We start from the raw sequence: 23,288 nt of genomic DNA, 5'->3' as shown, positions 1-23,288 counted from the left end.
GCTGTACGGCAAGGTCGTCGAGGGCGTCATCCGATCGACGTTCGTGGTCGCGGACGGCGCCATCGAGGTCGCCCAGTACAACGTCAAGGCGACAGGCCACGTCGCCAAGCTGCGCAAGGACCTCGGACTCGTGGGCTGACCCCCTACTCTTTCTGTTGGGCCGGTGTGGTGGAACTGGTAGACACGCAGGACTTAGGATCCTGTGCCTTCGGGCGTGCAGGTTCAAGTCCTGTCACCGGCACAAATCCGATGTCTCAGGACATCCCGGAAGACCGAACCTGTGAAGGGTTCGGTCTTCTGTCATTTGAGGTGCTTGTCGGTTGCGGCAACTCGCCAGGCATCGCGCCGCACCCAGGCGTCTGGACACAGGAGGAGAACGACCCTCGTGCGTGGACTCGACCGACCTCGGTCCTGGGCCGGCCGGTCAGCCAAGCCTCATTGGAATGCGGACTGTCCGGTGAGGGCCTGGCCGATGATGAGCTGGTGGACCTCGGAGGTCCCCTCGTAGGTGAGCACGGATTCGAGATTGTTGGCATGCCGCATGATCGGGTAGTCCAAAGTGATTCCGGCGGCACCCAGTATCGTGCGGCACTCCCGCGCGATCGCGATCGCCTCGCGGACGTTGTTGAGCTTCCCCAGGCTGACCTGTTCAGGACGGAGCACGTGCTGGTCCTTGAGCCGGCCGAGATTCAGCGCGAGCAACAGGCCCTTGCCCAGCTCGAGGGTCATGTCTGCCAGTTTGATTTGAGTGGCCTGGAACGTCGCCAGTGGCTTGCCGTAGATCTGCCGTTCCTGGGAATAGCCGATCGCGGTCTCCAAGCAGTCGCGCGCCGCCCCGAGGGCTCCGAAGACGATTCCGAATCGTGCTTCGTTCAGGCAGGACAGTGGACCGGACAAGCCAGCCGCTTCGGGCAGCATCGCCGACGCCGGCAGTCGGACGTCCTCGAGCACCAACTCGGAGGTCACCGACGCCCGCAGCGAGAGCTTCCTCATGATCTCCGGAGCTGAGAATCCTGCTGTGTCGGTCGGCACGACGAACCCGCGAATCCGGTCATCCGTCTGGGCCCACACGACCGCGACATCGGCGATCGACCCGTTGGTGATCCACATCTTGGTGCCGTTGAGCACCCAGTCCGCACCGTCCCTGCGGGCACGGGTCCGCATCCCTGACGGGTCCGAACCGAAATCCGGTTCAGTCAGTCCGAAGCAGCCGATCGCCTCTCCTGCGGCCATCGGCGGCAACCACTCTTGTTTCTGCTCCTCTGAACCGTGCTTCCAAATCGCGAACATCGCCAGCGACCCCTGCACCGACACCAGGCTGCGTAGGCCCGAATCACCTGCCTCCAGCTCCATGCACGCAAGGCCGTACGCGGTAGCGCTCGTCCCGGCGCATCCATACCCCTCAAGGTGCATGCCGAGCAGACCCAGCGAGCCAAGCTCCTTCGCCAGGTGCCGGGCCGGGATGTTCGCCGTCTCGTACCAGTCCGCGAGCTGCGGTTTGATCTTGTCCTGGACGTATCTACGGACGGTGTCGCGGATCGCCAGATCATCCTCGCCCACCAACGAATCAGTACCGAAGAGGTCCAGCGGGCTCTGGGGTGTCACAGTCACGACAATTGCTCCTTTACCAAACGGTGTTAGGTTTATGGGATGTTAACCTCACGTCGTTAGTTTTAGCAAGGAGACCTTCTATGGTGCGTCCGAGCACACCGCTGCTCAACCGAGTCCTGATCCGCGACGCTGCGCTCGCCGTCATCGATTCCGACGGTCTTGCCGCGCTCTCCATGCGACGACTGGCCCAAGAGCTCGGCGTGCAGGCAGCATCTCTGTACAGCCACTACCCGACGAAGAACGACGTGTTGGACGCGGTGGCCAACCTGCTCACCCGAGGGGTCGATACCTCCGGCTTCAACGACGGGGACTGGAGAAATGGCATACGCGTCTGGGCCAGCTCCTACCGCAGCGCTCTGGCCGCGCACCCCAATGCCGCCCCGGTCGTCGCAGCCGGGACCGGCGAGCGACAAGACTTCCTGACGATGGCAGACGCCGTGCACGGGGGTCTGATCGCCGGCGGTTGGCCCGCACGCCAGGCGACCTTGATCTCCGCCGCGACGAAGTATCTGGTGATCGGCGCAGCAACGACGGCATTCGCCAGCGGGTTCGCCGATGACACTCGCGTCTACCTGAACCGATATCCCAACCTGGTCAAGGCCCATCTGATCCGCGATCACGCGGAGGAGATTGACACCGATAGTTTTACGCTTGCGCTCGAGTGCCTGATCGCCGGTCTTGAGCCGCTCCATGCCAGCCTCGCAAACGGGCGCAAGCGCGACGGGGCACCCTCCACACCTAAGGAAGAACCTGATCTCGCACCGAAGTGATATCGTCGCTGGTATACCATGTTTCAGGCGAGGAGATCTAGTGCGAGACGTAGAGCCAGCGATGATGCAGGCCTGGATCGGCCATCTGGGTGCGACTCCGGAAAACTTGGACCCGGCGGCACTCCGGCGGCAGCTGAGCCGGGGAACCATCCCCGACGTCCTCGCGCAGACCGCGCGAACGCACCCCGACTCCACGCTCACGATCGAGGAAGCGACCATCACGTACGCCGACCTGCGTGCACGCGCCGCTCGCGCGGCGTCGGTCCTGGCTGAGCACGGCGTCGTCCACGGTGAGCGGGTCGTGATCAGCGCACCAACCTCGATGGCGTTCGTCGTCGCCTATCTTGCCGGCCTTCGGCTGGGTGCCGTCATGGTGTTGACCAACCCTGGTTTCACGACGAGCGAACTGAATCGGGTGGTCGACCGCTGCGACCCGGTCATCGTGCTGACTGATGACCAGCTCGCGCGGACAACCTCGGTGCCGGTATTCCGCATGGATGATCTCATCGAAGCGACAGAGTCTGCAGCAGAACATCCGCCGGTCGGTCTGGACTCCCGGGACGTCGCTTTGCTCGCCTTCACCTCGGGCACCACTGGACTCCCGAAGGGGGTCCCACTCACCCACGGCCAACTGCTGGCCTCGATCCGGTCGGCGATGCTGGCGTGGCGCTGGAACAGCCAGGACATCCTTGTGCACGCGCTGCCGTTGTTCCATCAGCACGGCCTGAGTGGTATTCACGTTAGCCTTCTCGCCGGCTCCAAAGCGGGCGTCCTCGCACGCTTCGACCCGGACCGGCTGCTGGAGACCATCGCTCGGACGCAGGCCACAGTGATGTTTGCAGTACCAAGCATCCACCAACGCCTGGTCGCACTGGATCGGGAACAGCTCGCCCCATTGCGGCGACTCCGACTGGCCACCTCAGGCTCCGCGCCGCTGTCAGCCACCTTGGCCCGAGCCTACTTCGAGAAGGTCGGCATGATGCCGCTGGAACGATATGGGCTGACCGAGACCGGCCTCAACGTTTCGAACAACTACGAAGGCGAGCGCACGGTCGGCGCGGTCGGATACCCGCTGCCGGGGGTCGAAGTCGCCCTGACCGACGTGCGGGGTCATCCCGTCGAAGTCGGAACCGAGGGCGAGATCGTGCTCCGTGGGCCCCAGGTCTTTGATGGCTACCTCGACGATCCAGCAGCCACCGACGCAGCATTCTGGCCCGGACAGTGGTTCCGGACCGGGGATCTCGGCCGCTGGGACGACGAGGGACTGCTGATCATCAGTGGCCGGCTCAAGGAGCTCGTCATCACCGGCGGCATGAATGTTGTGCCCACCGAGGTCGAGCGGGTCATCGAGCAGCTCCCCGGCGTCCGGGAAGCCGCCGTCGCCGGGCTGCCCAGCGAGCGCTGGGGTGAGGAAGTCGCCACGTGGGTCGTGGCGCGCGCCGGCCAACAGGTCAGCTCCGAGCAGATCCTCGCTCACTGCCTAGATCATCTGGCGGCGTACAAGTGCCCCAAGAGAGTCTTCTTCCTCGACCAGCTTCCGCGCAATGCCATGGGGAAAGTAACCCGAAACCAACTTGTCCCGTCCTCTCGCGCATGACCAGAGCCCCCCGCTGGCCGCTCCCAGAAGTCGCCTTGGAGCGTGCGACGAGAGAGACCTACCGGGACTGGATGCGGCGCGCCATCACCATCGCCGAGACTCTCATGGCCGATTCAGCTGCACTGTCCGACTGGTGCCTGCCTGGGCCCGCCGACGCAGGCTGGCTGGGATGGGCCGCGGATCCCACGCCACCCGTGGTCTCGATCGACTCCGCGCTGGATGAGGGCTGGCTGGTCGCTGCCGCGAACACTCCTGAGAACCCCCGACCGGGCGCCCTGCACGGCCTCACTGTGGCCGTCAAAGACATCATCGACGTGGCCGGGCTGCCGGTTCACAACGGCACACCGGGCGCCGCATGGCGGGAACCAGCCCAGTCCGCGCCCGCCTGGGCGCGGCTCGCTTCCGCCGGTGCGCAATGCGTCGGCAAGGCGGCCACCCACGAAATGGCCTGGGGTGTCATCACCCCGCAGATAGGGCATCCCCTCGACCGTGAGTGGACCACGGGCGGATCGTCGGGAGGCTGCGCCGCATGCGTGGCCGCGCGGGTGTGCGCCAGCGCACTTGGCACAGACACCGGCGGCTCGATCCGCATCCCGGCTGCTCTGTGCGGAGTGGTCGGGTTCCGTCCCACCACCGGATCGGTGGACATGCGCGGCATCACCCCGCTCGCCCCTGAGATGGACGTCGCCGGCCCTTTTGCCCAAGACACCCGCACCTGTGCAGCCATGCTCGAAGTCCTCCTCCACAAGCCCCTCGGAGCCAAGCGGCCAGTGTCGGGCCTGCGCGTCGGCGTGCTCCGCGAACCGGGGCCACTGGATTCACCGACCGGGCGGGCGTACGAACGCACCGTTGCGGATCTCACCCGCTCCGGTGTCCGGACGATCGCCGTCGACACGAAGCTACCCCGCCACGCGGGGAGCATCTCGCTGCTCACGATGCTGTTGTCCTCGGCCGAACAACACGCTGCCGCGGTGCAGGCAGATCCTGCCGGTTTCGGGGGTGAAGCGCGGGCGCTGCTGACTCTCGGTGAGGAGCTCAAGCAACATGCTCAGCTGATCGCAGACGCACGAAAGGTGCTCACCGCTGCAACCGCCAGCCTGTTCGCGGAACATGATCTCGATGCGTTCCTGACGCCAACCACGCCCTGTGTGGCTCCGCTCCGGGGTGTCGGTACCGTCGAGATCGCGAACCGCGCGGTGCCGGTCTCCTCGGCTCTGACCCGATTCACCGCGTGGGCATCCGTCACCGGGACGCCTGCAATCAGCGTCCCCATCCAGACGTCGGCAGCGCCCGTCGGCGCGCAGATCATGGCGCCCCCGCACGGCGAGGCCGTCTGCGTCGCCCTCGCGCTGAGAATCGAGCAGCACACCCGTGTCGCTACCGACCACGAGTGGTGAATGAGTCAGGAGAGCCGCCCTGTCCGCCTAGGCGCCCGTCTCGTGGGACTCGACATAGCTGGTGTCCAAGATGTGGCTGCGGGTGATCTCGGCCGTCCGCTCAGGGTCCCGTGCAGCCAGAGCTTCGATCAGCGCTGAGTGCTGGTCGACGGACGTGGTATGACTGCGGGTGACGGCAGGGCCATGCGGCATCGACTGCCAAAGCAAACGCATCATCGACAACAGCATCGGTGAGGCCGAGGACTCGTAGATCGCGAAATGGAACTCACGGTTCAACGCGCCGTAGCGTTCATCGCCTTCAGGCAGCGCTTCCATCTGGCCGTTGAGCTGGCGCAACAGCGCCAGTTGCTCGTCGGTGATGGCCCGTGCAGCGAGTTGCGCGGCCAACGGTTCGAGTACCGCCCGGATCTGTGAGTTGTCACTGACCATGCCATTTCGTGATCCGGCGACCACGGCACCACGGTGCGGGTCGTTGATCACCAGGCCTTCAGACTCCAGCTTGCGCAGAGCTTCCCGTACAGGGGTCTGACTCACCCCGAACCGCGCGGCGAGGTCACGTTGGCGCAGCGGTTCCGATGGCGCCAGCTCGCCGCTGATGATGAGTTCGCGCAGCATCGCGCAGACGATGTCGCTCTTGGACGAGTACTGCATCAGTGACAATCCGCCGACGGTTGATCGGATGTGTGGCCGACCCATCTCATCTGGAGTGACCATGACTAGGCTCCCGTCCCGCTCAACAGGCCGTTACTAGCAATACCTGCCACGACCAGCTCAGGTCGTATCGGCAACTGCGTCATTGCCGGCAGTCCGAGCGCGTCACTTACTGCGCTCGCCACTGCCGCCCCCGCACCGGTAAGTCCACCTTCACCGGCACCGCGGGCACCCAACGGGTTCGTCGTCGATGGTGCATCCTCGCACACCAGGAGGTCGATGTCCGGGATCTCCGACGCTGTCGGCATCAGGTAGTCCATGAACGTGGTCACCTGTGGTTGTCCGGCGTCGTCGTAGCTGAACTGTTCGAACAATGCACCACCGATTCCTTGGGCGACCCCCCCACGCAGCTGTCCCTCGACCAATGTCGGATTGACCGCACGACCGACCTCGTAGACCACCAGATATTGCAGCACCTTCACAGCACCGGTGCCGGCATCCAGCTCGACGACGCAAATGTGTGCCCCGTACGGGTAGGTCATGTGGTCGACGCTGAAGCGATGCCGGGCGAACAGACCCGCTGGCTCGTCGGCGTGCAGCCAAGCGCTTCCCGGTTGCGCAGCGCGCCACACGTCGGCGAAGCTCAGTGCGCTCGCCGTCGCACCGCGGACCCGCACCTGCCTTTCGTTGACTTCAACGTCTCCCTCGGCCACCTCCAGCATCCTGGCCCCGAGTTCACGCAGTCGTGCGACCACCAGCTGCCCAGCGCCGCGGACGGCGCTACCGGTGACCACAGTTGAACGGCTCGCCCACGATCCCGTGCCGTACGGCTGCAGCAAGGTGTCCCCGTTGACCACGTCGACGATGTCGATCGAGACACCGAACTCATCGGCCGCGATCTGCGCGAGGACGGTCTCGATGCCTTGTCCCAGCGACGTGCCGCCTGAGTGCACCCGGATCCGGCCCGAGCTAGTCACCTCGACATCGGCCGTGTCGTTGGGTCCGAGACCGCTCTTCTCCAAAAACATGGCAACCCCAAGTCCGACACGACGGCCATCCGCCCGGGCGCTCTGGACGAGGCGGTTCCAGCCGAGCTCGTCGGCGCGTTCCAGCGCACGGCCGAACAGGCCGGGATAGTCACCAGAATCCAGGACGACGTCGGTTCCCAGCGTGGTCATCGCCCGCCTGTGCGGCAGTTCATCGGCGCGCAGCAGGTTCATCCGGCGCAGCTCCACCCTGTCGATGCCCAGCTCGTAGGCCGCTTTGTCGAGCAGCTGCTCGCGCACGGTCGTGCCCTCGAAGCGGCCCGGCGCACGATAGGTGCCGCACGGGGTCTTGTTGGTCAGCGCCACCCGGACGCGTCCTTCGTAGGCCGGGATCCGGTAGGGACCGGGCAACATCGCGAGAGTCAGCTCGGGGACGATGATGCCGTGGGTCCTGACATAGGCACCGTTGTCGTGCCAGACATCGTCACGCAAGCCGACAATCGTGCCGTCGGCTTCTAGCGCGACCTCGATGTGATGCTGTTGCTCCCGGGAATGGTTGACCGACACCAGGTGCTCGGCGCGATCTTCGACCCAGGACAGGTTGCGCCGCAGCTTTCGTGACAGCCAGGGCACCAGGAAGTCCTCGGGGTAGAACTCGCCACGGACACCGAACCCGCCGCCGGCGTCGACCGCGTGCATCCGAATGGTGCTCTGGTCCACACCGAGCAGGTCGGCCAGGACTCCACGGTTGAATGCCGGCACCTTGGTGGCGCCGTAGATCTCCAAGGAGTCCGTGGCCGCCGTGTAGTCGACGACCAGCGCGCGAGGCTCCATCGGGACGGCAGTGTGGCGGCCGACGCTGAAGTCCATCGCCACGACGTGGGCGGCGGAGGCGAAAGCAGCGTCCGCGTCACCGAATCCGAGACGGAAGTCAGCCACGACGTCGTCACCACCAGCAGCGGACGGGTCGAGAACCACTGGAAGCTCCTCGATGTCGATCTGGACCATCTCGGCAGCGTCTTCTGCGATGTAGGGGTCCTCGGCAACCACCACAGCGACCGGTTCACCCACGTAACGGACGGAGTCGCTGGCGAGCACGGGTTGCAGGTGGTCGGAAAGATCGAGTCCCTGGACCTCCAGTCGGACCGGGATCCGTAGGCTCGCAGGCAAGTCGCGGGCAGTGACCACGTCGATGACACCGGGCACACTGAGGGCCGCGGACGTATCCACGCGGGTGAGCACCCCATGGGCGAACGGCGAGCGGACAACACGCACGTGCAGCATCCGCGTGCATTGGATGTCGGCGCCGAATCGGCCACCGCCGACGAGCAGCCGGTGGTCTTCCTTGCGAGGCACCCGCCGGCCGATCTGCTCAGTCATGGCGCGCCCCCGGACAACGGAGCTCGGCGACCTCGCAGATGGCATCCACGATTCCTTCGTATCCGGTGCATCGGCACAAGTTGGCCGAAACCACCTCCCGGACTTCCTCACGCTGTCCGGTCGGCTCGGTGGACAGGTAGGCCTCGGCCAACATCAGGAAACCAGGAGTGCAGAACCCGCACTGGAGGCCGTGGTGACGGCTGAACGCCTGCTGAAGGTCGTTCAGCTCGTCGCCGTCCGCCAGGTTCTCGACGGTGCGCACTTCGCGTCCGTCAGCCTGAACCCCGAAGACCAGGCAGGAACGAACCGGTTCACCGTCGAGGAGGACGGTGCACGCGCCGCAGATGCCGTGCTCGCAGCCAAGATGAGTGCCGGTCAACCCGAGATCCTGACGCAAGGTGTCTGCCAGCGACTGACGCGACTCGAGCACCAGCTCGTGCTCACGGCCATTGACCGTCAAGGTCACCAGATGTTGGTCCTTCATATCGCCTCCTGTTCTCGTGGCACAACAGCTGTGCCATCGAGGATCTTTCGCAGATCGCTTGGTCGTACCGGGATGAAGTCGATGTCGGCGTGATACTCACGCAGCGCGTGGTTGAGCGCGGAGACGACAGCGGCAGGAGCGCCGATGCTCCCGCCTTCGCCCATGCCCTTGGCCCCCGTCTCCGTCTGGTCACAAGGTGTCTCCAGGTGATGCACGGCGACGCGCGGGATCTCGCTCGCGGTCGGAACCAGGTAGTCCATGAAGGTGGCACTTTGCGGCTGGCCCTCAGAAGAAAACTCCATCTCCTCGTACAGCGCCGCGGCGATGCCCTGGGCGACACCACCACGGACCTGGCCCTCGACGATCATCGGGTTCACCACGACGCCACAGTCCTCGACCACGATGTAGTCCAAGACACGGGCGTCACCCGTCCCCGGATCGACCTCGACCAGCGCCGCATGTGCCGCATTCGAGAACATTCCCGAAGGATCGGCGCTACCGCTGGCTTCGAGCAGATATTCCCGACGCTCGCTCAGCGTGTGCGACCTGAAATGAACCGTCGCCGCGATGTCGTCGATGGCGATCCGCGCATCCGGCGCACCGCGCACCGTCGCGTAGCCCTCCGCCAAGTCTATGTCGGCAGCATCGGCCTCGAGCATCTCCCCCGCGACCTGCCGGATCTGATCGGCCACGCCACGCGCAGCAACGGCGGCCGCCCCGCCACCGATCACCAACGAACGGCTGCCGAACGTCCCCCAACCGAAGCTGGTGATCTCCGTGTCACCCTGCCGTAGCTTGACTCGATCCGGTGTGATGCCCAACCGGTCGGCGACGATCTGGGCGAATGTCGTCTCGTGGCCCTGTCCATGCCCACAGGTCCCGCTGGTCACCACTACGTCGCCCGAGGCGTCCATCCGAACGTGCGAGACCTCGAAGCCAGGAGTCATCTGCATCTTGCGCAGACCCATCGTCGCGGTGCCGTAGGCGGTCCTCTCGGAGAAGTTCGCGATGCCCACGCCACGCAGCAGGCCATCGTTCTGCTCACACGCCTGCCACCAGCCGGCCGTCTCGATTTCCGCCACGCAGTGGTCCAGTGCCTCCACGTACGATCCCGGCTCGTACGTGATGCCGTTGGGACCGGTGTAGGGGAAGTCCTCGGATTGAATCGTGTTGCGGCGCCGAATCTCCACTCGGTCGAGACCCAGTCTCTGAGCCGCCTTGTCCATCAACCGCTCCATGACGAAGACTATCTGTGGACGCGACACTCCCCGGTAGGGCGCGGTGGGAGCCTTGTTGCTGGCGAATCCGCGGGCCCTGGCGGCATACCGCCCAACCTTATAGACGCCCGGCAGCTCGGTGGCGGCCATCAGCGGTTCCACCGCGCAGCTGAACGGGGACACCGAGTACGCCCCAATGTTGCACCTGATGTCGGCATCGAGCCCGACGATGCGTCCCTCACCGTCAAAACCCGCCCGGATCCGGTAATCCTGCTCACGCCCGTGGAACGAAGCCATCAGATTCTCCTGGCGATCCTCACTCCAACGGACCGCGTGACGAAGCCGGAGGGTGATCGCGGCAGCCACGACCTCCTCGCGTCCCACGACACATTTCAGACCGAAACCGCCGCCGACGTCTGGCGCGATCACCCGGACCCGACTTTCCGGAATCCCCAGTGCCTGCGCGACACCGGTGCGAACCTGATGTGGAACCTGGGTGGAGATGTGAAGGACGACCTGCTCGTCACGTGCGCGCCACTCTCCCAGGCAGGCCCGCGACTCCATCGGCGCGGCCGCGACCCGGCCGCTTCGAAAGGTTTCCTCGAGCACTAGTGGTGCCTCCGCCAGCAGCTCCTCAAGCACGTCGTCCGAGAACATTTGCAGATCGAACAACACGCCGTCAGGCGCCTCATCGTGGATTGGTGTCGCCACGGCACCTGCATCGTCGAAGGACATGACAGCCGGCAGCTCCTCGATCTCGCACCACACGCTCTCAGCCGCGTCCTCGGCGAGACCGCGGTTCTCGGCAACGACGACCACCATCGGCTCACCGGCGTACCGGACCTTGTCGTGGGCCAGCAGCGGCATCGCAGTCGCGATGAACTCCTCCCGTTCGAGCACCGCGGTCAGTTGCGGATGGCCCAGATCGGCCGAGGTGAGCACCGCGATCACCCCCGGCATCGCGCGCGCGTCCTCCGTACCGATCTCGATGATGCGCCCCGAGGCATGTGGGCTGCGCACGAACGCCAAGTGGTACGCATGCGGATCGGCGATATCGTCCACGAACAGTCCGGCGCCCCGCAGCATTCGCGAGTCCTCCCGGCGGGGCAGCCGGCTGCCGACCCAGCGCGGCGCGGCCGATGAGCTGGCATTCACGAGGTCGGTCCCGTCACCAGCGCTTCGTCGAAAGCACGCCGAGTCAGGGTGTCGACGAGGTGCCGGCGATAGCGGTCGTCGTCCTGCGGGTCGGACGACTTCTTGATCGCGGCAGCCGCAATCCGGGCTGCCTCGGCCCACGTCTGGTCCTCCGGGACGGACCCCTCCACGGCAGCTTCTGCCTCCGGCAGGCGCAACGGTTCCGTCGCGACTCCACCGAGCACGATGCTGACATCCTGACAACGTCCGTCGACGACGTCGAACGCGACCGCAGAGGCAGCAATCGCAAAGTCTCCGCGCCGACGTGCGTACTCGGTCAACGCGCCATACGGTCGGGGCCTGCTGAAGCGGGTCTCCACCACCATCTCGCTCGGACCGATAGAGGTACTCAGGAAACCGGTGAACCACCCTTCGCTCGGAACTGTCCGTCGACCCTCAGGTCCCTGGACCACGACGTCTGCGTCGTACAACCTGGCTAAGATGCACCACTCAGCGGTGGGGTCGGAGTGGGCGATGCTGCCTCCGACCGTGCCACGTGTGCGGATCGGGTAGTGCCCGATCCAGCGCGCTGCCCGTGGAAGTAACGCGAAGCCGTCCTGTACGTCAGCGTCGGTACTGGTCTCGACGGTGCGATGCCGGGTCATTGCCCCGACACACAGCTGGTCACCCTCGCGTCGGATGTAGTCGAGACCGACGACCGTGTTGACATCGATCAGTGCGCTCGGACGGGCGAGCCGAAAGTTCATCATGGGGGCGAGCGATTGGCCGCCTGCCAGGATCTTGGCATCTTCGCCGAGCTCGTCCAGAAGTTCTACGACCTCGTCCGGGGTGTATGCCCGGTGATACTCAAATGTTGCTGGCTTCACAGACACACTCCTTCTAGGTCGTTGATATACCATATCGCAACGAGCGAACGGATCAAATATGAGCGACCTTCACGTCGACGAAGAGGACATCTGCGGAACCGGCAGCGTGACCCGAGTGCGGATCAATGCACCGGCTCGCCGCAACGCGCTTTCGCTGGCCACCGTGGAAGATCTGCACCGGACCCTCTCTGCCCGACCCTCTTGCACCCTGCTGCTGGGCAGCACGACCGCGAACATCTTCAGCTCGGGTGCCGATCTGGACACCGACGACGCGACCCGCACCCGTCTGAGCGACCTGCTCTATGACTGCTACGAACAGATGATCACCCGACCGGGCATCGTGATCGCCGTGGTCGAGGGCGCCGCGGTCGGCGGTGGCGCTCAGCTCACCACCGCTGCCGACATCAGGGTCATCTCCGCACAGGCGCGCTGGCGCTGGGTGGGTCCGGGCCACGGATTAGCAGTCGGGGCCTGGATTCTCCCGACTCTCCTCGGCCGTTCCCGGGCGCTGGATCTCACCTTGACTTCGCGCTGGCTCCACGCGGCCGAGGCGGTTCAGGCCGGGCTCGCGGCACGCGTCGACGAGGACCCATGGTCGCGAGCCCGGGAGCTGGCTGTCTCGCTGGCCGGCGCGGATCCGGCAGCCCTGGCCAGGGTCAAGAAGGTGACGACCGCTGACGATCTGCTCGGTCGGCTCACGGCGGAGCGTCAGCAGAATCGCGACTCGTGGACGGGTTCTGCCCCCAGTGCCCGCACCGCGAGCCGTCAGGGCCGATTGTCTGGTCCTTGACCTCAGCCGCTGAGTGGTATTTGATATACCAATCCAACGGAGGAGTTCAGCATGGATTTGAATCTGGTCAACAAAGTGGCCCTGATCACCGGCGCAAGCAAAGGCATCGGTCGTGAGGTTGCCACCCGACTGGCGAGCGAGGGCTGTGACGTGGTCATCACTGCGCGCAACCCCGAGGCCTTGGAGAAGACAGCAGCCGAGATTGCCGCCGCGACCGGAAGCAAGGTTGTCGCCCAAGCAGGCGACATGAGCCGGTCCGCAGACGTCGACCGTTGTGTCGAGGCTGCGCTGGAGGAGTTTGGCCGCATCGACGTTCTGGTGACCTGCGCCGGGAGCTCACCCGGCGGTCTGCTCGAGGAGCTGACCGACGAACAGTGGATGGAGAGCCTCAACCTCAAGTTCATGGGCTACGTCCGTACGGTCCGCTCGGTCGTCCCGCACATGGTCAAGCAGGGCTCCGGAGCGATCGTGCTCGTCGTGGGCAACGACGGGCTGAAGCCCAGCTATTGGGAGATGACCGCCGGCGCGGCCAACGCCGCCGACCTGAACTTCGCATCCTCCATCGCCGACCAGTACGGTCCCAAAGGAATCCGGGTGAACACGGTCAACCCGGGCCCCGTCGACACTGAGCGCTGGGACGGTCTCGAAAAGGCATTCGCACGTGACATGGGCGTGGACCAGGCGGAGGCCCGTCGCCGGGCCGAGGCATCGATCCCGCTGGGCAGAATAACCCAACCCCAGGAAGTAGCCGCCTTGGTGTCCTTCCTTGCCTCCGACGTCGCCGCCAGCGTGCACGGCGCCCACATCCCGATCGACGGGGCCCAACGCAAGTCCCTGATGGAACGCTGAGGTGAAGCTCTCCAACTCCTTCTCCATCGACCGACCGTCCGCCGAGGTGTTCGCTGCCTTCCTGGACATCGAGCGAGTGGCCTCGTGCATGCCCGGTTCCCGGGTCACGGGCCGTCCCGAACCCGACACCTACGAAGGCGAGGTCAAGGTCAAGGTCGGGCCCCTGGGAGTTGCCTACACAGGCCAGTTCAAGATCCTGGAGGTCGATCATGATCAATTGCGGCTCACCATGCGGGCGAAAGGGCGCGAGCTCCGCGGTGCCGGCAATGCCGATGCACACATCATCGCCCAGCTGAGCGAGCAACAAGGGCGCACACTGGTGGCGATCAACACCGAGCTCAGCATCCGGGGCAAGGTGGCCCAGTTCGGTCGGGGCGTGATCGGCGAGGTCACCGACGGCATCATGCAGACGTTCGCAAGCAACGTCGAGCAGATGCTGGCCCCCGGTGGCTCTTCCGCCCCAGCGGAAACCGGCCTGCCAGATCCGTCTTCCCGCGACGAGGAGGAAGGACCAGCCGCGTTCGATGGTCCGCCAGCTGCGGCGACTGGCGGCGACTTCGACGTATGGAGCCTGATCATCCGGCCACTGTTGCAACGGCACATGCGCTCCATGGGCACCGTCGCGGCCGCCGGGCTCGCGGCCTATCTCGGAGCGCGGATCGGCGTCGGTCGCAAGGACCGATACCGCAGGAACTGACCTCGGCTGGCGCCGACCCGACAAAGTGAGGATCCAAGATGCCAAACGTCTCAACCGATGACGGCGTCAATCTCTACTACGAGGAGACCGGTCGCGGTGACCCTCTGGTCTTCCTGCACGAGTTCGCCGGCGATCACCGGTCGTGGGAGCCACAGGTTCGCCATTTTGCGCGCACCTACCGCTGCATCGTGCTCGCGGCCCGAGGCTTCCCTCCTTCCGACGTGCCACAGGACCCAACGGCCTACAGCCAGGCACGTGCGGTCGCCGACGTCCTCACCGTGATGGACGACGCGGGGGTGGACAAGGCGTTCGTGGTCGGCAACTCGATGGGCGGCTTCTGCGCCCTCCACTTCGCACTGGCTCATCCGAACCGGACACGGGGATCAGTGGTGGCAGGTTGCGGGTACGGCGCACATCCGGACAACGAGGAGCAGTTCCGCAGGGAATCGGAAAAGGTTGCCACGGCCTTCGAGGACGAAGGGTCGGCGGCGATGTCACATTGGTATGGCTTCGGCCCGGCTCGCGTGCAGTACGAGGCCAAGGACCCGCGTGGCCACGGTGGGCACGTGCAACTACTGGCCCAACATGATCCCGTGGGGGCCGCCAACACGATGCGCGGCGTCCAGAAAACTCGACCGTCGCTCTATGCGATGCAGGACGAGCTCGCCGCCTGCGAACCACCCGTGCTGGTCATCGCAGGGGACGAGGACAACGGGGTCCTAGAGACCGACCTGATGCTGAAGCGCACGATCCCGCGCTGCGGTTTGGCAGTGTTGCCAAAATCCGGCCACGTCACCAATCTCGAGGAGCCGGTCCTGTTCAATGCCCTCCTCGAAAGATTCTTCACCGCTGTCGAGCACGACAAATGGGGCGAACGCGACCCGCGGGCGCCCTCCACCTCGACAACGGGCGCGAAGTAGAAGGGGCCGTCACGATCAGAACATGTGGCCAGCAGAGGGCGGGACGACATGTCCAGCAACGGTCTCAAGGCAACCGGCAACACGTGTCACGGGTCGGGTCTGAAACCTTGACTGTGACACAGATCTCGGGTTTCATTATATTTGAAATTTGATATACCACATCGCCGGTGCGTCAGGAGACGGACAAGCGGTCCCAGCTGAGGACAAGGGAGCATCGACCAACATGGCAACAGAGACCATCAAGACGGGCGACCAGATCGTACAAGAACTGCCGTGGCGCTGGCGCGTCCAAGGCGTGGTGTTCATCATCGGCGGCCTGGGGTTCATGTTCGACGCCTGGGACGTGACCATGAACGGGTTCCTGATCCCGCTCGTCAGTGACGAGTGGGGCCTTTCCCTCGGCCAAGCAGCATGGGTCGGCACCGCCAACCTCATCGGAATGGCAATTGGGGCGTTCATGTGGGGTGGACTCGCCGACATCATCGGTCGCAAGACAGCGTTCAGCCTCACGCTTCTCGTCTTCTCGATCTTCACCGTTCTGGGCGCCCTCTCCCCCGCCTTCTGGTTGTTCTGTGTCTTTCGGTTCTGCGCAGGACTCGGTCTCGGTGGCTGCATCCCGGTCGACTACGCACTGGTCGGCGAATTCACACCAGCCGCCGTACGCGGCCGCGTTCTCACCGCGATGGACGTGTGGTGGCCCATCGGGGCAACGCTGTGCGGCTTGGTGAGCACCGCCCTCCTGGGCTTCACCTTGATCGACAACTGGCGGGCAATGATGCTCGTGATGGTGCTGCCAGCATTCCTCTTGTTCTGGATCAGGCGTTCCGTCCCCGAGTCACCGATGTTCCTCATCCGCCGTGGCCGTCACGCCGAGGCTCGTGAGGTCATCGACTCACTCGTCGAACGTACCGGCGCCGCCCCCGAGGACTGGGAGTTCTCCGCCACCCACGAAGCACCGCAATTGTCGTTGGCATCCATCGCCAAGCAACTTCCGGAACTGTGGAAGTTCAGCGCCAAGATCACTTCCGTGTGCTGGGCCCTCTTCCTCACCGTCTTCCTGCTCTACTACGGCTCCTTGCTCTGGTTGCCGAGCATCTTGGTCGAGCAGGGGTACGGCGAATACGCCGCTTTCATGGTCACGACTTTGATGACCGGAGTCGGAGTGGTGGGCGTTCTCGTCTCTGCGTTGCTCGTCGACGTGGTGGGACGCAAGTGGGTGATCGGCCTCAGTGGCCCAGTGGCCGGCGCGTCGCTGGTCGTGTTCGCCCTGGTGCTGGACATGCCTACTGCGGCGGTCTGGTGGATCGGCATATTCGGATTCGTGATCGAGCTGACGATCCCGGCGCTCTACACGTATGTCTCCGAGCTGTACCCGACTCACCTGCGAGCCAGCGGGTTCGGCTGGGCGTCAAGTGTCAGCCGGGTCGGGGCAGGATTCGTACCGCTGATCTTCGGCTCGCTGCTGTGGCCTCACGTCGGCCTTCCCCTGACGTTCGCGGCTGTTGCAGTGCTGATGACACTCGCAGCGGTCTGGATGGCGTTCGCCACACCGGAGACGAAGAACCAGGAACTCGACAACATCGACGGCACCCTCGAGGTGCCGGAGAAGGTCTACCTGTAGGTAGCCGACAAGAGATCAGAGAAGACAACCCCCTGAACGGCGTCCCTGCCGATCAGGGGGTTGTCCTTCTGCTGAGGTCTGACGCTGACCGAGCGACAATCGGAATGCTCACCCGTGATGGTCGTGACGGCGCTGGAGCCCCCATGCCGCTCGACCTGTAGATGGACTGCGTGGGCGTCGTGCCCGCATTCGTCGACGCGTCGACTGCCCGCCGGTGAGCCCCCGCCCCTCAACCGCCACGCCGTCGCACGGCGTCACCCCCGCTCGCGCTGGACCTACATCGAGGCGGCAAGGTCGTTGCCCACCCCGGCCACCACGCGGTTGTCGTGTCGGGCCGACGTGAGCACCGGGACGTGACTCAACCAGGCGATCCGTGCGCTCGCACTGCGCAGCCGCTCGACGAGATCGACGTCCTCGCGCGCGGCCATCGCACGGAAGCCACCAACCTCGAGGTAACGGCGGGCACGAATACCCATGTTCGCGCCGTGCACATGACCGTGGTGACGCCGGCGAGCTGCGTCCTGCGCGTACGTCTCGGCCCAGCCGCGGTGGCGGCGGGCCTCGTGCGGGGCCAGCACCACGGTGCCCAGCACGACGTCCGCGCCGCCCTCTGCCGCCCCGAGATGTTCGGCGAGCCAGTGCCGGGGCACGAGGCTGTCGGCGTCGGTCGTCGCGATCCACAGCCGGTCGAGGCGGCTGGCGAATCGCAGCAGCGCCCACCGGCATCCCGTGCTCCTGGCTGCGCCGACATCAGCGATGTCAGACACGAGGAGGTGGGCGCCCTCCTGCCGGACGATCTCGGCTGTCCGGTCGATGCCGCCGTTGACGACCACGACGACCTCGACGTCGACCGATCGGGCGAGGGGGACGATGGCCCGTCGCACCCCGGCGAGGGCACGGGCGATGTTCGACTCCTCGTTGTGTGCGGGGATCACCACGACGATCGTGTCGACCTCACGCCTGGGCACGGCGGAACACCTCCAGCAGGAAGTCGGTCTCCTCGTGCCGCACGACCGGCTCGAGACTCTCGCGTGCGGCGATCTCGGCGTGGACGTCGTCGCCGGTGCACTCCGCCTCGTCGAACGGGTGCCGCCAGTGGACCGCCATCAGATGGCCGCCAGCGTCGAGGCTCGACTCGACGGCGTCGAGGGCAAACCCACGATCGTCGGCCGACAGGTAGTAGAGCAGCTCGGACAGGAGGATCAGGTCGAACGTGCCGTCCGGCCAGTCGTCGGGGATGCGTCCCTGCGCGACGTTGATGTTCCGCGGTGCCAACCTGGACGCCGCGTCCGCCAGCGGTGCCGCGAACGGGTCTGTGGCCACGACTTCGTCGCAGCGCTTGCTGAGCATCTCGGTGAGCAGCCCGATGGAGCATCCCGGCTCGAACGCCCGGCGGTAGTGCTGGTGCGGGAGGCTCGCCATCGTGAGCTCGTACTTGCGACGTTCGTAGGGGCGCTGCGCGAGATGCCACGGATCGTCCGACTGCGCGTAGAGGTCCTCGAAGTAGCGGGCGTCCGTCATGCCAGCACGACCTCGGGAGCGTGCTCGGCATGCTCGAGCAGGGGGCCGTCGACCACGGCACGGTCGGCAGGGTCGTCGCTCAACGGTCGAACCTGCGTCGTGAAGGCCGCGACGGCTCGTCGCTTGCTGACACGGTCGTCGTCGGAACCGGGCAGGCACCTCATCGACCCGGTCGCCGGGTGGGTACCCGGCACGGTCCACGCCCAGGTCCAGATCGGGAACTCCCACAGCGTCGTGTGTCGCCCGCAGAGCTCGGCCAACGCGCTGCCGACAGCATCGTGGTCGGGGTGCCCGTCGTGGCGGTACGGGCCGAGCACCAGGCCCGCCGCGGCGACGAACGGCCGCAAGGCCAGTAGCAGCGTCTCCCGCTCGGACGAGATCTCGCCGTCGGAGATACCGAGGCGATGGATGACGGGTGACTCGATCCCGAGCAGATGCAGTGCGTCGGTGAGCTCGGCAGGCCTGGCCGAGCGGAGGTCGTCGGCGGTCATCGTCGGGCTGTCGGGGTGCGACGCCTCGCCGTCGGTCACGGTCACGAAGGTCAGGTCCCGATCTCGCTGCGACGAGAGCCATGCCCCGATGGCCAGCACCTCGTCGTCGGGGTGCGCCGACACCACCAGCACAGGTCCGCCGGGGTCATCGACCGGCTCCGGAGCTGAGTCCGCGAGATGCTCCCGCCAGGACTCAGACACGGCTCGGGACCCATGCGCCGAGCCGCTCGAGGTCACGCTCGGCGTGGTGCTGACGGACGAAGACCTGCAGATCCGCCACGTGGTCGGCGTGGTGCTGGTCGAAGGCAAGCGGCCCGGGGCCGAGCGCTCGGCCGACACGCGCGATGACACGGTCGACCACGTCCGCGGCGAGGCTGCGGGTCGACAGGGCGAGTCGCTCGGCATCCGCGACGTCCGAGGCTTCGCCCTCGTCGATCTGCGCCGCCGACTGAGCGATGACCGCCCCGAGGTTGTCGAGGTCGGCCCGCACTGCACCGAGGTGGGCGAGGCCGTGCTTGTCGAGGCGTTCCCGCGCACCCTCCAGCGTGTCGGCAACGCCTTGCGCGCCACCCCACCAGGATGCGGCGATGCCGATGGCACCATGCCAGAAGCCTGCCCGCGAGACGTACCCGCCGACCTGTCCGACGGGTGTGGCGGGCACCCCTTCGAGCAGCAGGGTCCCGGTGTCCGCGCGGTGCATGCCGTGTCCGCTCCACGCCGGAGCGGACATGTCTGCCGAGACCTGGTGGTGGCGCATGTCGATCGCGAACAGTCGCGACCCCCTTCCCGCGTCGGCGGTGGCGAGGGCGTGCGTGACCAGCGAAGCACCCGAGCAGAACGCCTTGCGGCCGGAGAGGAACCATCCGTCGCCCGTCTGGTCGGCGGTGAGCCTCGCGAACGGCGGCTCCGCTGCCCACACCCCCCAGACGTCCCCGACGGCCTGCGGCGGGCCGTCGAGGTCACGCAATATCGCTGCGGCGTCGTGGTGCGGCTCGACCAGCTTGGCCAAGGGGAGATCAGCGCGCGCGACCGCGGCGAGAGCGCGCCATCGCGCGGCGGTCGACCCGTCGCCTGGGTGTGGCAGGGCGCCGTGGACGGCAGACACCAGATCGTCGACGGTGATCGTCGCGGGGTTCGCGGTCAGGCTGCTCACCGGCTCGGCATGCGTCGTCATGGGTCCCTCCCGAGCGACCAGCGCGCCTGGTCGATTGTCCCGTGAGTTACCCCTGCGACCGCCGCCTCAAACGATCTCGACGGCCCCGCGCGGGCTCAGTCGGCGAGCTTGGGCAGGCCCTTCGAGATGGCCCCGGTCAGGATCTTGCCGACGAGTGCCGCCATGCCGGGCACCGGTGCGTCGAAGCCGATCGTGTAGTCGAGCAACGTGCCGCCGTCGGCCGTCGGGCTGAGCCTCTGCACGCCCCAGTGGCCCTTGAGCGGACCGCCCCTCGTGATCTTGTACTCGATCAGGGTGTTCGGCTCGGCGGTCGTGGTGGTCTCGTCGAACCCCGGCAGCGGACCGATCTTGAGGCGGCGGGTCGAACCGACCCCGTTGCGAGAGGTGTCGCCGTCGCGCACCCGGGTGATCTTCGCCCCGAAGACCGGACCGAGGTTCTCGTGCTCAGACAGCTTCTCGAAGACGGTGGCCGGGTCGGACGTGAACGTGTGGGTGACGTGGACGCGCTGAGGAGTGGGCATAACCGGTGATTGTAGGGGGCGGCCGGACGTCTAGGGTTCATGTCCATGGAGCGCCACGGACTTCTGCCGGTGCGCACATGAACCGCGCGGACGTCCAGCAACCTGTCAGTGCCGGCATCATCGCCGCCCTCGTGGGTTACACCAGCTCGTTCGCGGTGGTCCTCACAGGCCTGACCGCCGTGGGGGCGACGCCGCAGCAGGCAGCCTCCGGACTGCTCGCGCTGTGCCTCACCCAGGCCGTCGGCATGATCTGGCTCAGTCGTCGCTACCGCATGCCGCTCGTCCTCGTCTGGTCGACTCCGGGCGTCGCCCTGCTCGCCGGGACGCAACCCGTCGACGGCGGTTGGTCGGCAGCCGTGGGCGCCTTCGTCATCGTCGGTGTCGCCTACCTCGTCACGGGCCTGTGGCCAGCGCTCGGGCTGCTCATTGCGTGTATCCCTGCCCCGATCGCGCAGGCCATGCTCGCCGGGGTGGTGCTCGAGCTGTGCTACGCACCCGTCACGAGCCTGGTCAGAAGTCCCGGTGCCATCATCCCGATCGTGCTCGTGTGGCTCGTGGGCGTCAGGCTCGCTCCTCGGTGGGCCGTGCCGGCCGCCTTCGTGACCGCCGGGGTCGTGATCGGGGTCGAGATGGTGCACACGGGCACGGGTGTCGCCGCCTCGGCGCTCGCCCCGCATCTGTCTCTCACCTCCCCCACGTGGACGTGGGCCGCCGTGGTCGGCATCGCGCTGCCGCTCTACATCGTCACGGTGGCGTCGCAGAACGTCCCGGGGGTGGCGATCATGAAGTCGTTCGGCTACGACGTCCCCTGGCGCGCCTCGATGGCCACCGCAGGTGTCGCGACGATCGTCGGCGCCTCGGCGGGCGCACACTCGGTCAACCTCGCAGCGATCAGCGCGGCCCTCGCCGCGGGTCCCGATGCCGGGGCCGACAGGAGTCGCCGCTGGATAGCGTCCCAGTCTGCGGCATCGACCTACGTGCTGCTGGCGGCTGCGTCGTCCGCACTCGCCGCACTGGTGACGGTTGCTCCGGCCGGTGTCATCGCGACCGTCGCCGGGCTGGCACTCCTGGGGACCCTCGCCAACGCGCTCGAAGGCGCCGTGGCGCACCGAGGTGGGCGAGAGGCGGCAGTGATCACGTTTCTTGTCGCTGCGTCCGGCATCACCGCGTTCGGGGTCGGCTCGGCATTCTGGGCAATCATCGCCGGGCTCCTGGTTCACTTCGTGCTCGACTGGCGCACAGATCGGGTGGGCTGATGTTCCGAATCCTCTTCCACGAGCCACGCATCGCCGGCAACACCGGCGCCGCGATCCGGCTGGCGGCCGTCACCGGTGCCGAGCTGCATCTCGTCGAGCCCCTCGGTTTCGACCTCGAGGAGTCCAAGCTTCGCCGCGCGGGGCTCGACTACCACGACCTCGCCGTGATGACGGTCCACGCCGACCTCGATGCCGCGATGGATGCGCTGCTGCCAGCCCACGTCTACGCGTTCACGGCGCGCGGTGAGCAGCGGTACACCGATGTGGCGTACGAGCCGGGCGACGTCCTGCTCTTCGGCGCCGAACCGACCGGGCTGCCCCCCGAGGTGCTTGCCGATCCCCGGGTCACCGCGCGCGTACGGCTGCCGATGCTGCCGGGCCGACGCTCGATGAACCTCGCCAACACGGCTTCTGTCGCCGTGTTCGAAGCGTGGCGGCAGCACGATTTCGCGATGCCCGAAGGCGGCTGAGGGGCAACCAGACACCGCCGCACGACCAGTGCACCGGTGGCTTCTGCGACGCGCTGATGACGATTGTGTTGACTTGACGCGTTTGGGCATTGTTCGCGGTGAAGTCGGCCTACAGTTGGCCTCGCGAGTGAGGAAGAAAAACGCACCATGACCATGCCCAGAACGGCCGTTCGCCCCACGATTGTTGTCTCGTTCGTCCTCGCGGTGATCATCGCGCCGTTCATCGCATGGCAGGGTGCGCAGGGTGGTGAGCAGGCCAGCGTCTCGGCGCTCGCTCCGCTGGGCATCGTGGTCGTGGGCGACTCCATCACGGCGCGCTACAACGACACACCGGGCGACCTGAGGCAGGGCTGGTGGAGCATCGTCGGCCGCCGGTTCGGCGCACACGTCACGACGTACGCCCAGTCGGGCTCGGGCTACCTCCGCTCCGGGCATGGCCCCGCAGGACCATGCAGCGGCGACCGGTTGATCGACCGGGACGCGGCGTTCACCGGTCCCCCACCCTCCATGCTGATCATCGAGGCGGGACGCAACGACTGGTCGTTCTGCCGACGCGGACGATACGTAGAGGCGCCCGACATCATGATCGACCGCGCCGTCAACCGCTACCTCGACGTGCTGCAGACCTTCCTGCCCTCGTCGACCCGCATCATCGTGATGGGACCTCCGTGGGGTCCACTCGACCAGATCGACGGGCTGCGGATCACCATGATCATCAAGGATGCGGCAACGCGACACGGGCTCCAGTTCATCGACACTCGCGGCACGCTCACCACTGCTCGTGTCCTGGACGGGGTGCACCCCAACCGAGCCGGCAGCGTGGCCATCGCCGACCGGGTCATCCGCTCGATCGACTAGGCGACA

22 protein-coding genes, 1 tRNA gene and 1 pseudogene are annotated in these 23,288 nt (G+C 66.3%); 13 read left to right on the top strand and 11 right to left on the bottom strand.

Going from position 1 to position 23,288, the window contains the following annotated elements:
- Both H7290_RS19685 and H7290_RS19680 read left to right on the top strand, forming a co-directional pair.
- Positions 1–139 (top strand): annotated as a pseudogene (locus H7290_RS19685) (peroxiredoxin); the annotation flags it as partial.
- A gap of 20 nt (positions 140–159) precedes the next feature.
- A tRNA-Leu gene (locus H7290_RS19680) sits at positions 160–241 on the top strand.
- A 194-nt stretch (positions 242–435) separates the two neighbouring features.
- Here H7290_RS19680 and H7290_RS19675 read toward each other — a convergent pair.
- Positions 436–1,611, bottom strand: a complete 1,176-nt coding sequence (locus tag H7290_RS19675; RefSeq protein ID WP_290515717.1) for an acyl-CoA dehydrogenase family protein — start codon at positions 1,609–1,611, stop codon at positions 436–438.
- A gap of 80 nt (positions 1,612–1,691) precedes the next feature.
- On the opposite strand from H7290_RS19675, the gene H7290_RS19670 reads away from it, so the two are divergent.
- From H7290_RS19670 to H7290_RS19660, 3 genes are read left to right on the top strand one after another with little or no spacing between them, the layout of a single operon-like run.
- Positions 1,692–2,381, top strand: coding sequence for a TetR family transcriptional regulator (locus H7290_RS19670; protein ID WP_290515716.1), 690 nt, complete (start codon positions 1,692–1,694; stop codon positions 2,379–2,381).
- Positions 2,382–2,421: 40 nt separating this feature from the next.
- The gene (locus tag H7290_RS19665; RefSeq protein ID WP_290515715.1) at positions 2,422–3,978 is read left to right on the top strand and encodes a class I adenylate-forming enzyme family protein; all 1,557 of its coding nucleotides are present in this window, start codon (positions 2,422–2,424) and stop codon (positions 3,976–3,978) included.
- Entirely contained in the window at positions 3,975–5,375 is a 1,401-nt protein-coding gene (locus tag H7290_RS19660; RefSeq protein WP_290515714.1) for an amidase, read from the top strand. The genes H7290_RS19665 and H7290_RS19660 overlap by 4 nt, the downstream gene beginning before the upstream one ends.
- A 27-nt stretch (positions 5,376–5,402) precedes the next feature.
- On the opposite strand, the gene H7290_RS19655 is transcribed toward H7290_RS19660, so the two are convergent.
- From H7290_RS19655 to H7290_RS19635, 5 genes are all read right to left on the bottom strand, one after another.
- Positions 5,403–6,026, bottom strand: coding sequence for a GntR family transcriptional regulator (locus tag H7290_RS19655; protein WP_290515713.1), 624 nt, complete (start codon positions 6,024–6,026; stop codon positions 5,403–5,405).
- 65 nt (positions 6,027–6,091) lie between these two features.
- The gene (locus tag H7290_RS19650) at positions 6,092–8,392 is read right to left on the bottom strand and encodes a xanthine dehydrogenase family protein molybdopterin-binding subunit (protein ID WP_290515712.1); all 2,301 of its coding nucleotides are present in this window, start codon (positions 8,390–8,392) and stop codon (positions 6,092–6,094) included.
- Positions 8,385–8,876 (bottom strand): (2Fe-2S)-binding protein, encoded by a 492-nt coding sequence (locus tag H7290_RS19645; RefSeq protein ID WP_290515711.1) that lies wholly within the window; start codon positions 8,874–8,876, stop codon positions 8,385–8,387. Before H7290_RS19645 ends, H7290_RS19650 begins: the two co-directional genes overlap by 8 nt.
- Entirely contained in the window at positions 8,873–11,248 is a 2,376-nt protein-coding gene (locus H7290_RS19640; protein WP_290515710.1) for a xanthine dehydrogenase family protein molybdopterin-binding subunit, read from the bottom strand. The genes H7290_RS19645 and H7290_RS19640 overlap by 4 nt, the downstream gene beginning before the upstream one ends.
- On the bottom strand, positions 11,245–12,114 hold the full coding sequence (locus H7290_RS19635) for an FAD binding domain-containing protein (RefSeq protein ID WP_290515709.1): 870 nt from the start codon (positions 12,112–12,114) through the stop codon (positions 11,245–11,247). The genes H7290_RS19640 and H7290_RS19635 overlap by 4 nt, the downstream gene beginning before the upstream one ends.
- A gap of 58 nt (positions 12,115–12,172) precedes the next feature.
- Between H7290_RS19635 and H7290_RS19630 the strand changes: the two genes are divergently transcribed.
- From H7290_RS19630 to H7290_RS19610, 5 genes are all read left to right on the top strand, one after another.
- On the top strand, positions 12,173–12,904 hold the full coding sequence (locus H7290_RS19630) for an enoyl-CoA hydratase/isomerase family protein (protein WP_290515708.1): 732 nt from the start codon (positions 12,173–12,175) through the stop codon (positions 12,902–12,904).
- Positions 12,905–12,955: 51 nt separating this feature from the next.
- A complete protein-coding gene (locus tag H7290_RS19625) occupies positions 12,956–13,753 on the top strand; it encodes an SDR family oxidoreductase (RefSeq protein ID WP_290515707.1) in 798 nt (265 codons plus the stop codon).
- Position 13,754: 1 nt separating this feature from the next.
- Positions 13,755–14,450 carry an SRPBCC family protein gene (locus H7290_RS19620; RefSeq protein ID WP_290515706.1) on the top strand — a complete coding sequence of 232 codons (696 nt, stop codon included), beginning with the start codon at positions 13,755–13,757 and terminating at the stop codon, positions 14,448–14,450.
- A 38-nt stretch (positions 14,451–14,488) separates the two neighbouring features.
- A complete protein-coding gene (locus tag H7290_RS19615; protein WP_290515705.1) occupies positions 14,489–15,370 on the top strand; it encodes an alpha/beta hydrolase in 882 nt (293 codons plus the stop codon).
- Positions 15,371–15,593: 223 nt separating this feature from the next.
- Positions 15,594–16,991, top strand: a complete 1,398-nt coding sequence (locus H7290_RS19610) for an MFS transporter (RefSeq protein ID WP_290515704.1) — start codon at positions 15,594–15,596, stop codon at positions 16,989–16,991.
- A 275-nt stretch (positions 16,992–17,266) separates the two neighbouring features.
- On the opposite strand, the gene H7290_RS19605 is transcribed toward H7290_RS19610, so the two are convergent.
- The 5 genes from H7290_RS19605 to H7290_RS19585 all read right to left on the bottom strand — a co-directional run bounded on the left by H7290_RS19605 (position 17,267) and on the right by H7290_RS19585 (position 20,698).
- Positions 17,267–17,959 carry a glycosyltransferase gene (locus tag H7290_RS19605; RefSeq protein WP_290515703.1) on the bottom strand — a complete coding sequence of 231 codons (693 nt, stop codon included), beginning with the start codon at positions 17,957–17,959 and terminating at the stop codon, positions 17,267–17,269.
- On the bottom strand, positions 17,946–18,512 hold the full coding sequence (locus tag H7290_RS19600; protein WP_290515702.1) for an SAM-dependent methyltransferase: 567 nt from the start codon (positions 18,510–18,512) through the stop codon (positions 17,946–17,948). The genes H7290_RS19605 and H7290_RS19600 overlap by 14 nt, the downstream gene beginning before the upstream one ends.
- Positions 18,509–19,204 carry a PIG-L family deacetylase gene (locus H7290_RS19595; protein ID WP_290515701.1) on the bottom strand — a complete coding sequence of 232 codons (696 nt, stop codon included), beginning with the start codon at positions 19,202–19,204 and terminating at the stop codon, positions 18,509–18,511. The genes H7290_RS19600 and H7290_RS19595 overlap by 4 nt, the downstream gene beginning before the upstream one ends.
- Positions 19,197–20,177, bottom strand: coding sequence for an acyl-CoA dehydrogenase (locus H7290_RS19590; protein WP_290515700.1), 981 nt, complete (start codon positions 20,175–20,177; stop codon positions 19,197–19,199). The genes H7290_RS19595 and H7290_RS19590 overlap by 8 nt, the downstream gene beginning before the upstream one ends.
- 95 nt (positions 20,178–20,272) lie before the next feature.
- Positions 20,273–20,698, bottom strand: coding sequence for an SRPBCC family protein (locus tag H7290_RS19585; protein ID WP_290515699.1), 426 nt, complete (start codon positions 20,696–20,698; stop codon positions 20,273–20,275).
- Between the two features lie 77 nt (positions 20,699–20,775).
- On the opposite strand from H7290_RS19585, the gene H7290_RS19580 reads away from it, so the two are divergent.
- The 3 genes from H7290_RS19580 (at position 20,776) to H7290_RS19570 (ending at position 23,282) form a co-directional block, all read left to right on the top strand.
- On the top strand, positions 20,776–21,954 hold the full coding sequence (locus tag H7290_RS19580) for a benzoate/H(+) symporter BenE family transporter (protein WP_290515698.1): 1,179 nt from the start codon (positions 20,776–20,778) through the stop codon (positions 21,952–21,954).
- Positions 21,954–22,424 (top strand): tRNA (cytidine(34)-2'-O)-methyltransferase, encoded by a 471-nt coding sequence (locus H7290_RS19575; protein WP_290515697.1) that lies wholly within the window; start codon positions 21,954–21,956, stop codon positions 22,422–22,424. The genes H7290_RS19580 and H7290_RS19575 overlap by 1 nt, the downstream gene beginning before the upstream one ends.
- Before the next feature lie 147 nt (positions 22,425–22,571).
- Positions 22,572–23,282, top strand: a complete 711-nt coding sequence (locus H7290_RS19570; RefSeq protein WP_290515696.1) for an SGNH/GDSL hydrolase family protein — start codon at positions 22,572–22,574, stop codon at positions 23,280–23,282.
- The last annotated feature ends 6 nt before the right edge of the window (positions 23,283–23,288 follow it).

It is taken from the genome of Aeromicrobium sp., from assembly GCF_014378035.1.
GTDB lineage: Bacteria > Actinomycetota > Actinomycetes > Propionibacteriales > Nocardioidaceae > Aeromicrobium.
This window is presented reverse-complemented; position numbering and strand designations above follow the sequence as displayed.

Coding starts and splice junctions, on each gene's coding strand:
- H7290_RS19590 (WP_290515700.1), bottom strand. CDS start 20,177: ATGACGACGCATGCCGAGCCGGTGAGCAGCCTGACCGCGAACCCCGCG.
- H7290_RS19610 (WP_290515704.1), top strand. CDS start 15,594: ATGGCAACAGAGACCATCAAGACGGGCGACCAGATCGTACAAGAACTG.
- H7290_RS19650 (WP_290515712.1), bottom strand. CDS start 8,392: ATGACTGAGCAGATCGGCCGGCGGGTGCCTCGCAAGGAAGACCACCGG.
- H7290_RS19575 (WP_290515697.1), top strand. CDS start 21,954: ATGTTCCGAATCCTCTTCCACGAGCCACGCATCGCCGGCAACACCGGC.
- H7290_RS19630 (WP_290515708.1), top strand. CDS start 12,173: ATGAGCGACCTTCACGTCGACGAAGAGGACATCTGCGGAACCGGCAGC.
- H7290_RS19570 (WP_290515696.1), top strand. CDS start 22,572: ATGACCATGCCCAGAACGGCCGTTCGCCCCACGATTGTTGTCTCGTTC.
- H7290_RS19670 (WP_290515716.1), top strand. CDS start 1,692: ATGGTGCGTCCGAGCACACCGCTGCTCAACCGAGTCCTGATCCGCGAC.
- H7290_RS19615 (WP_290515705.1), top strand. CDS start 14,489: ATGCCAAACGTCTCAACCGATGACGGCGTCAATCTCTACTACGAGGAG.
- H7290_RS19580 (WP_290515698.1), top strand. CDS start 20,776: ATGAACCGCGCGGACGTCCAGCAACCTGTCAGTGCCGGCATCATCGCC.
- H7290_RS19655 (WP_290515713.1), bottom strand. CDS start 6,026: ATGCAGTACTCGTCCAAGAGCGACATCGTCTGCGCGATGCTGCGCGAA.
- H7290_RS19600 (WP_290515702.1), bottom strand. CDS start 18,512: ATGACGGACGCCCGCTACTTCGAGGACCTCTACGCGCAGTCGGACGAT.
- H7290_RS19625 (WP_290515707.1), top strand. CDS start 12,956: ATGGATTTGAATCTGGTCAACAAAGTGGCCCTGATCACCGGCGCAAGC.
- H7290_RS19660 (WP_290515714.1), top strand. CDS start 3,975: ATGACCAGAGCCCCCCGCTGGCCGCTCCCAGAAGTCGCCTTGGAGCGT.
- H7290_RS19645 (WP_290515711.1), bottom strand. CDS start 8,876: ATGAAGGACCAACATCTGGTGACCTTGACGGTCAATGGCCGTGAGCAC.
- H7290_RS19585 (WP_290515699.1), bottom strand. CDS start 20,698: ATGCCCACTCCTCAGCGCGTCCACGTCACCCACACGTTCACGTCCGAC.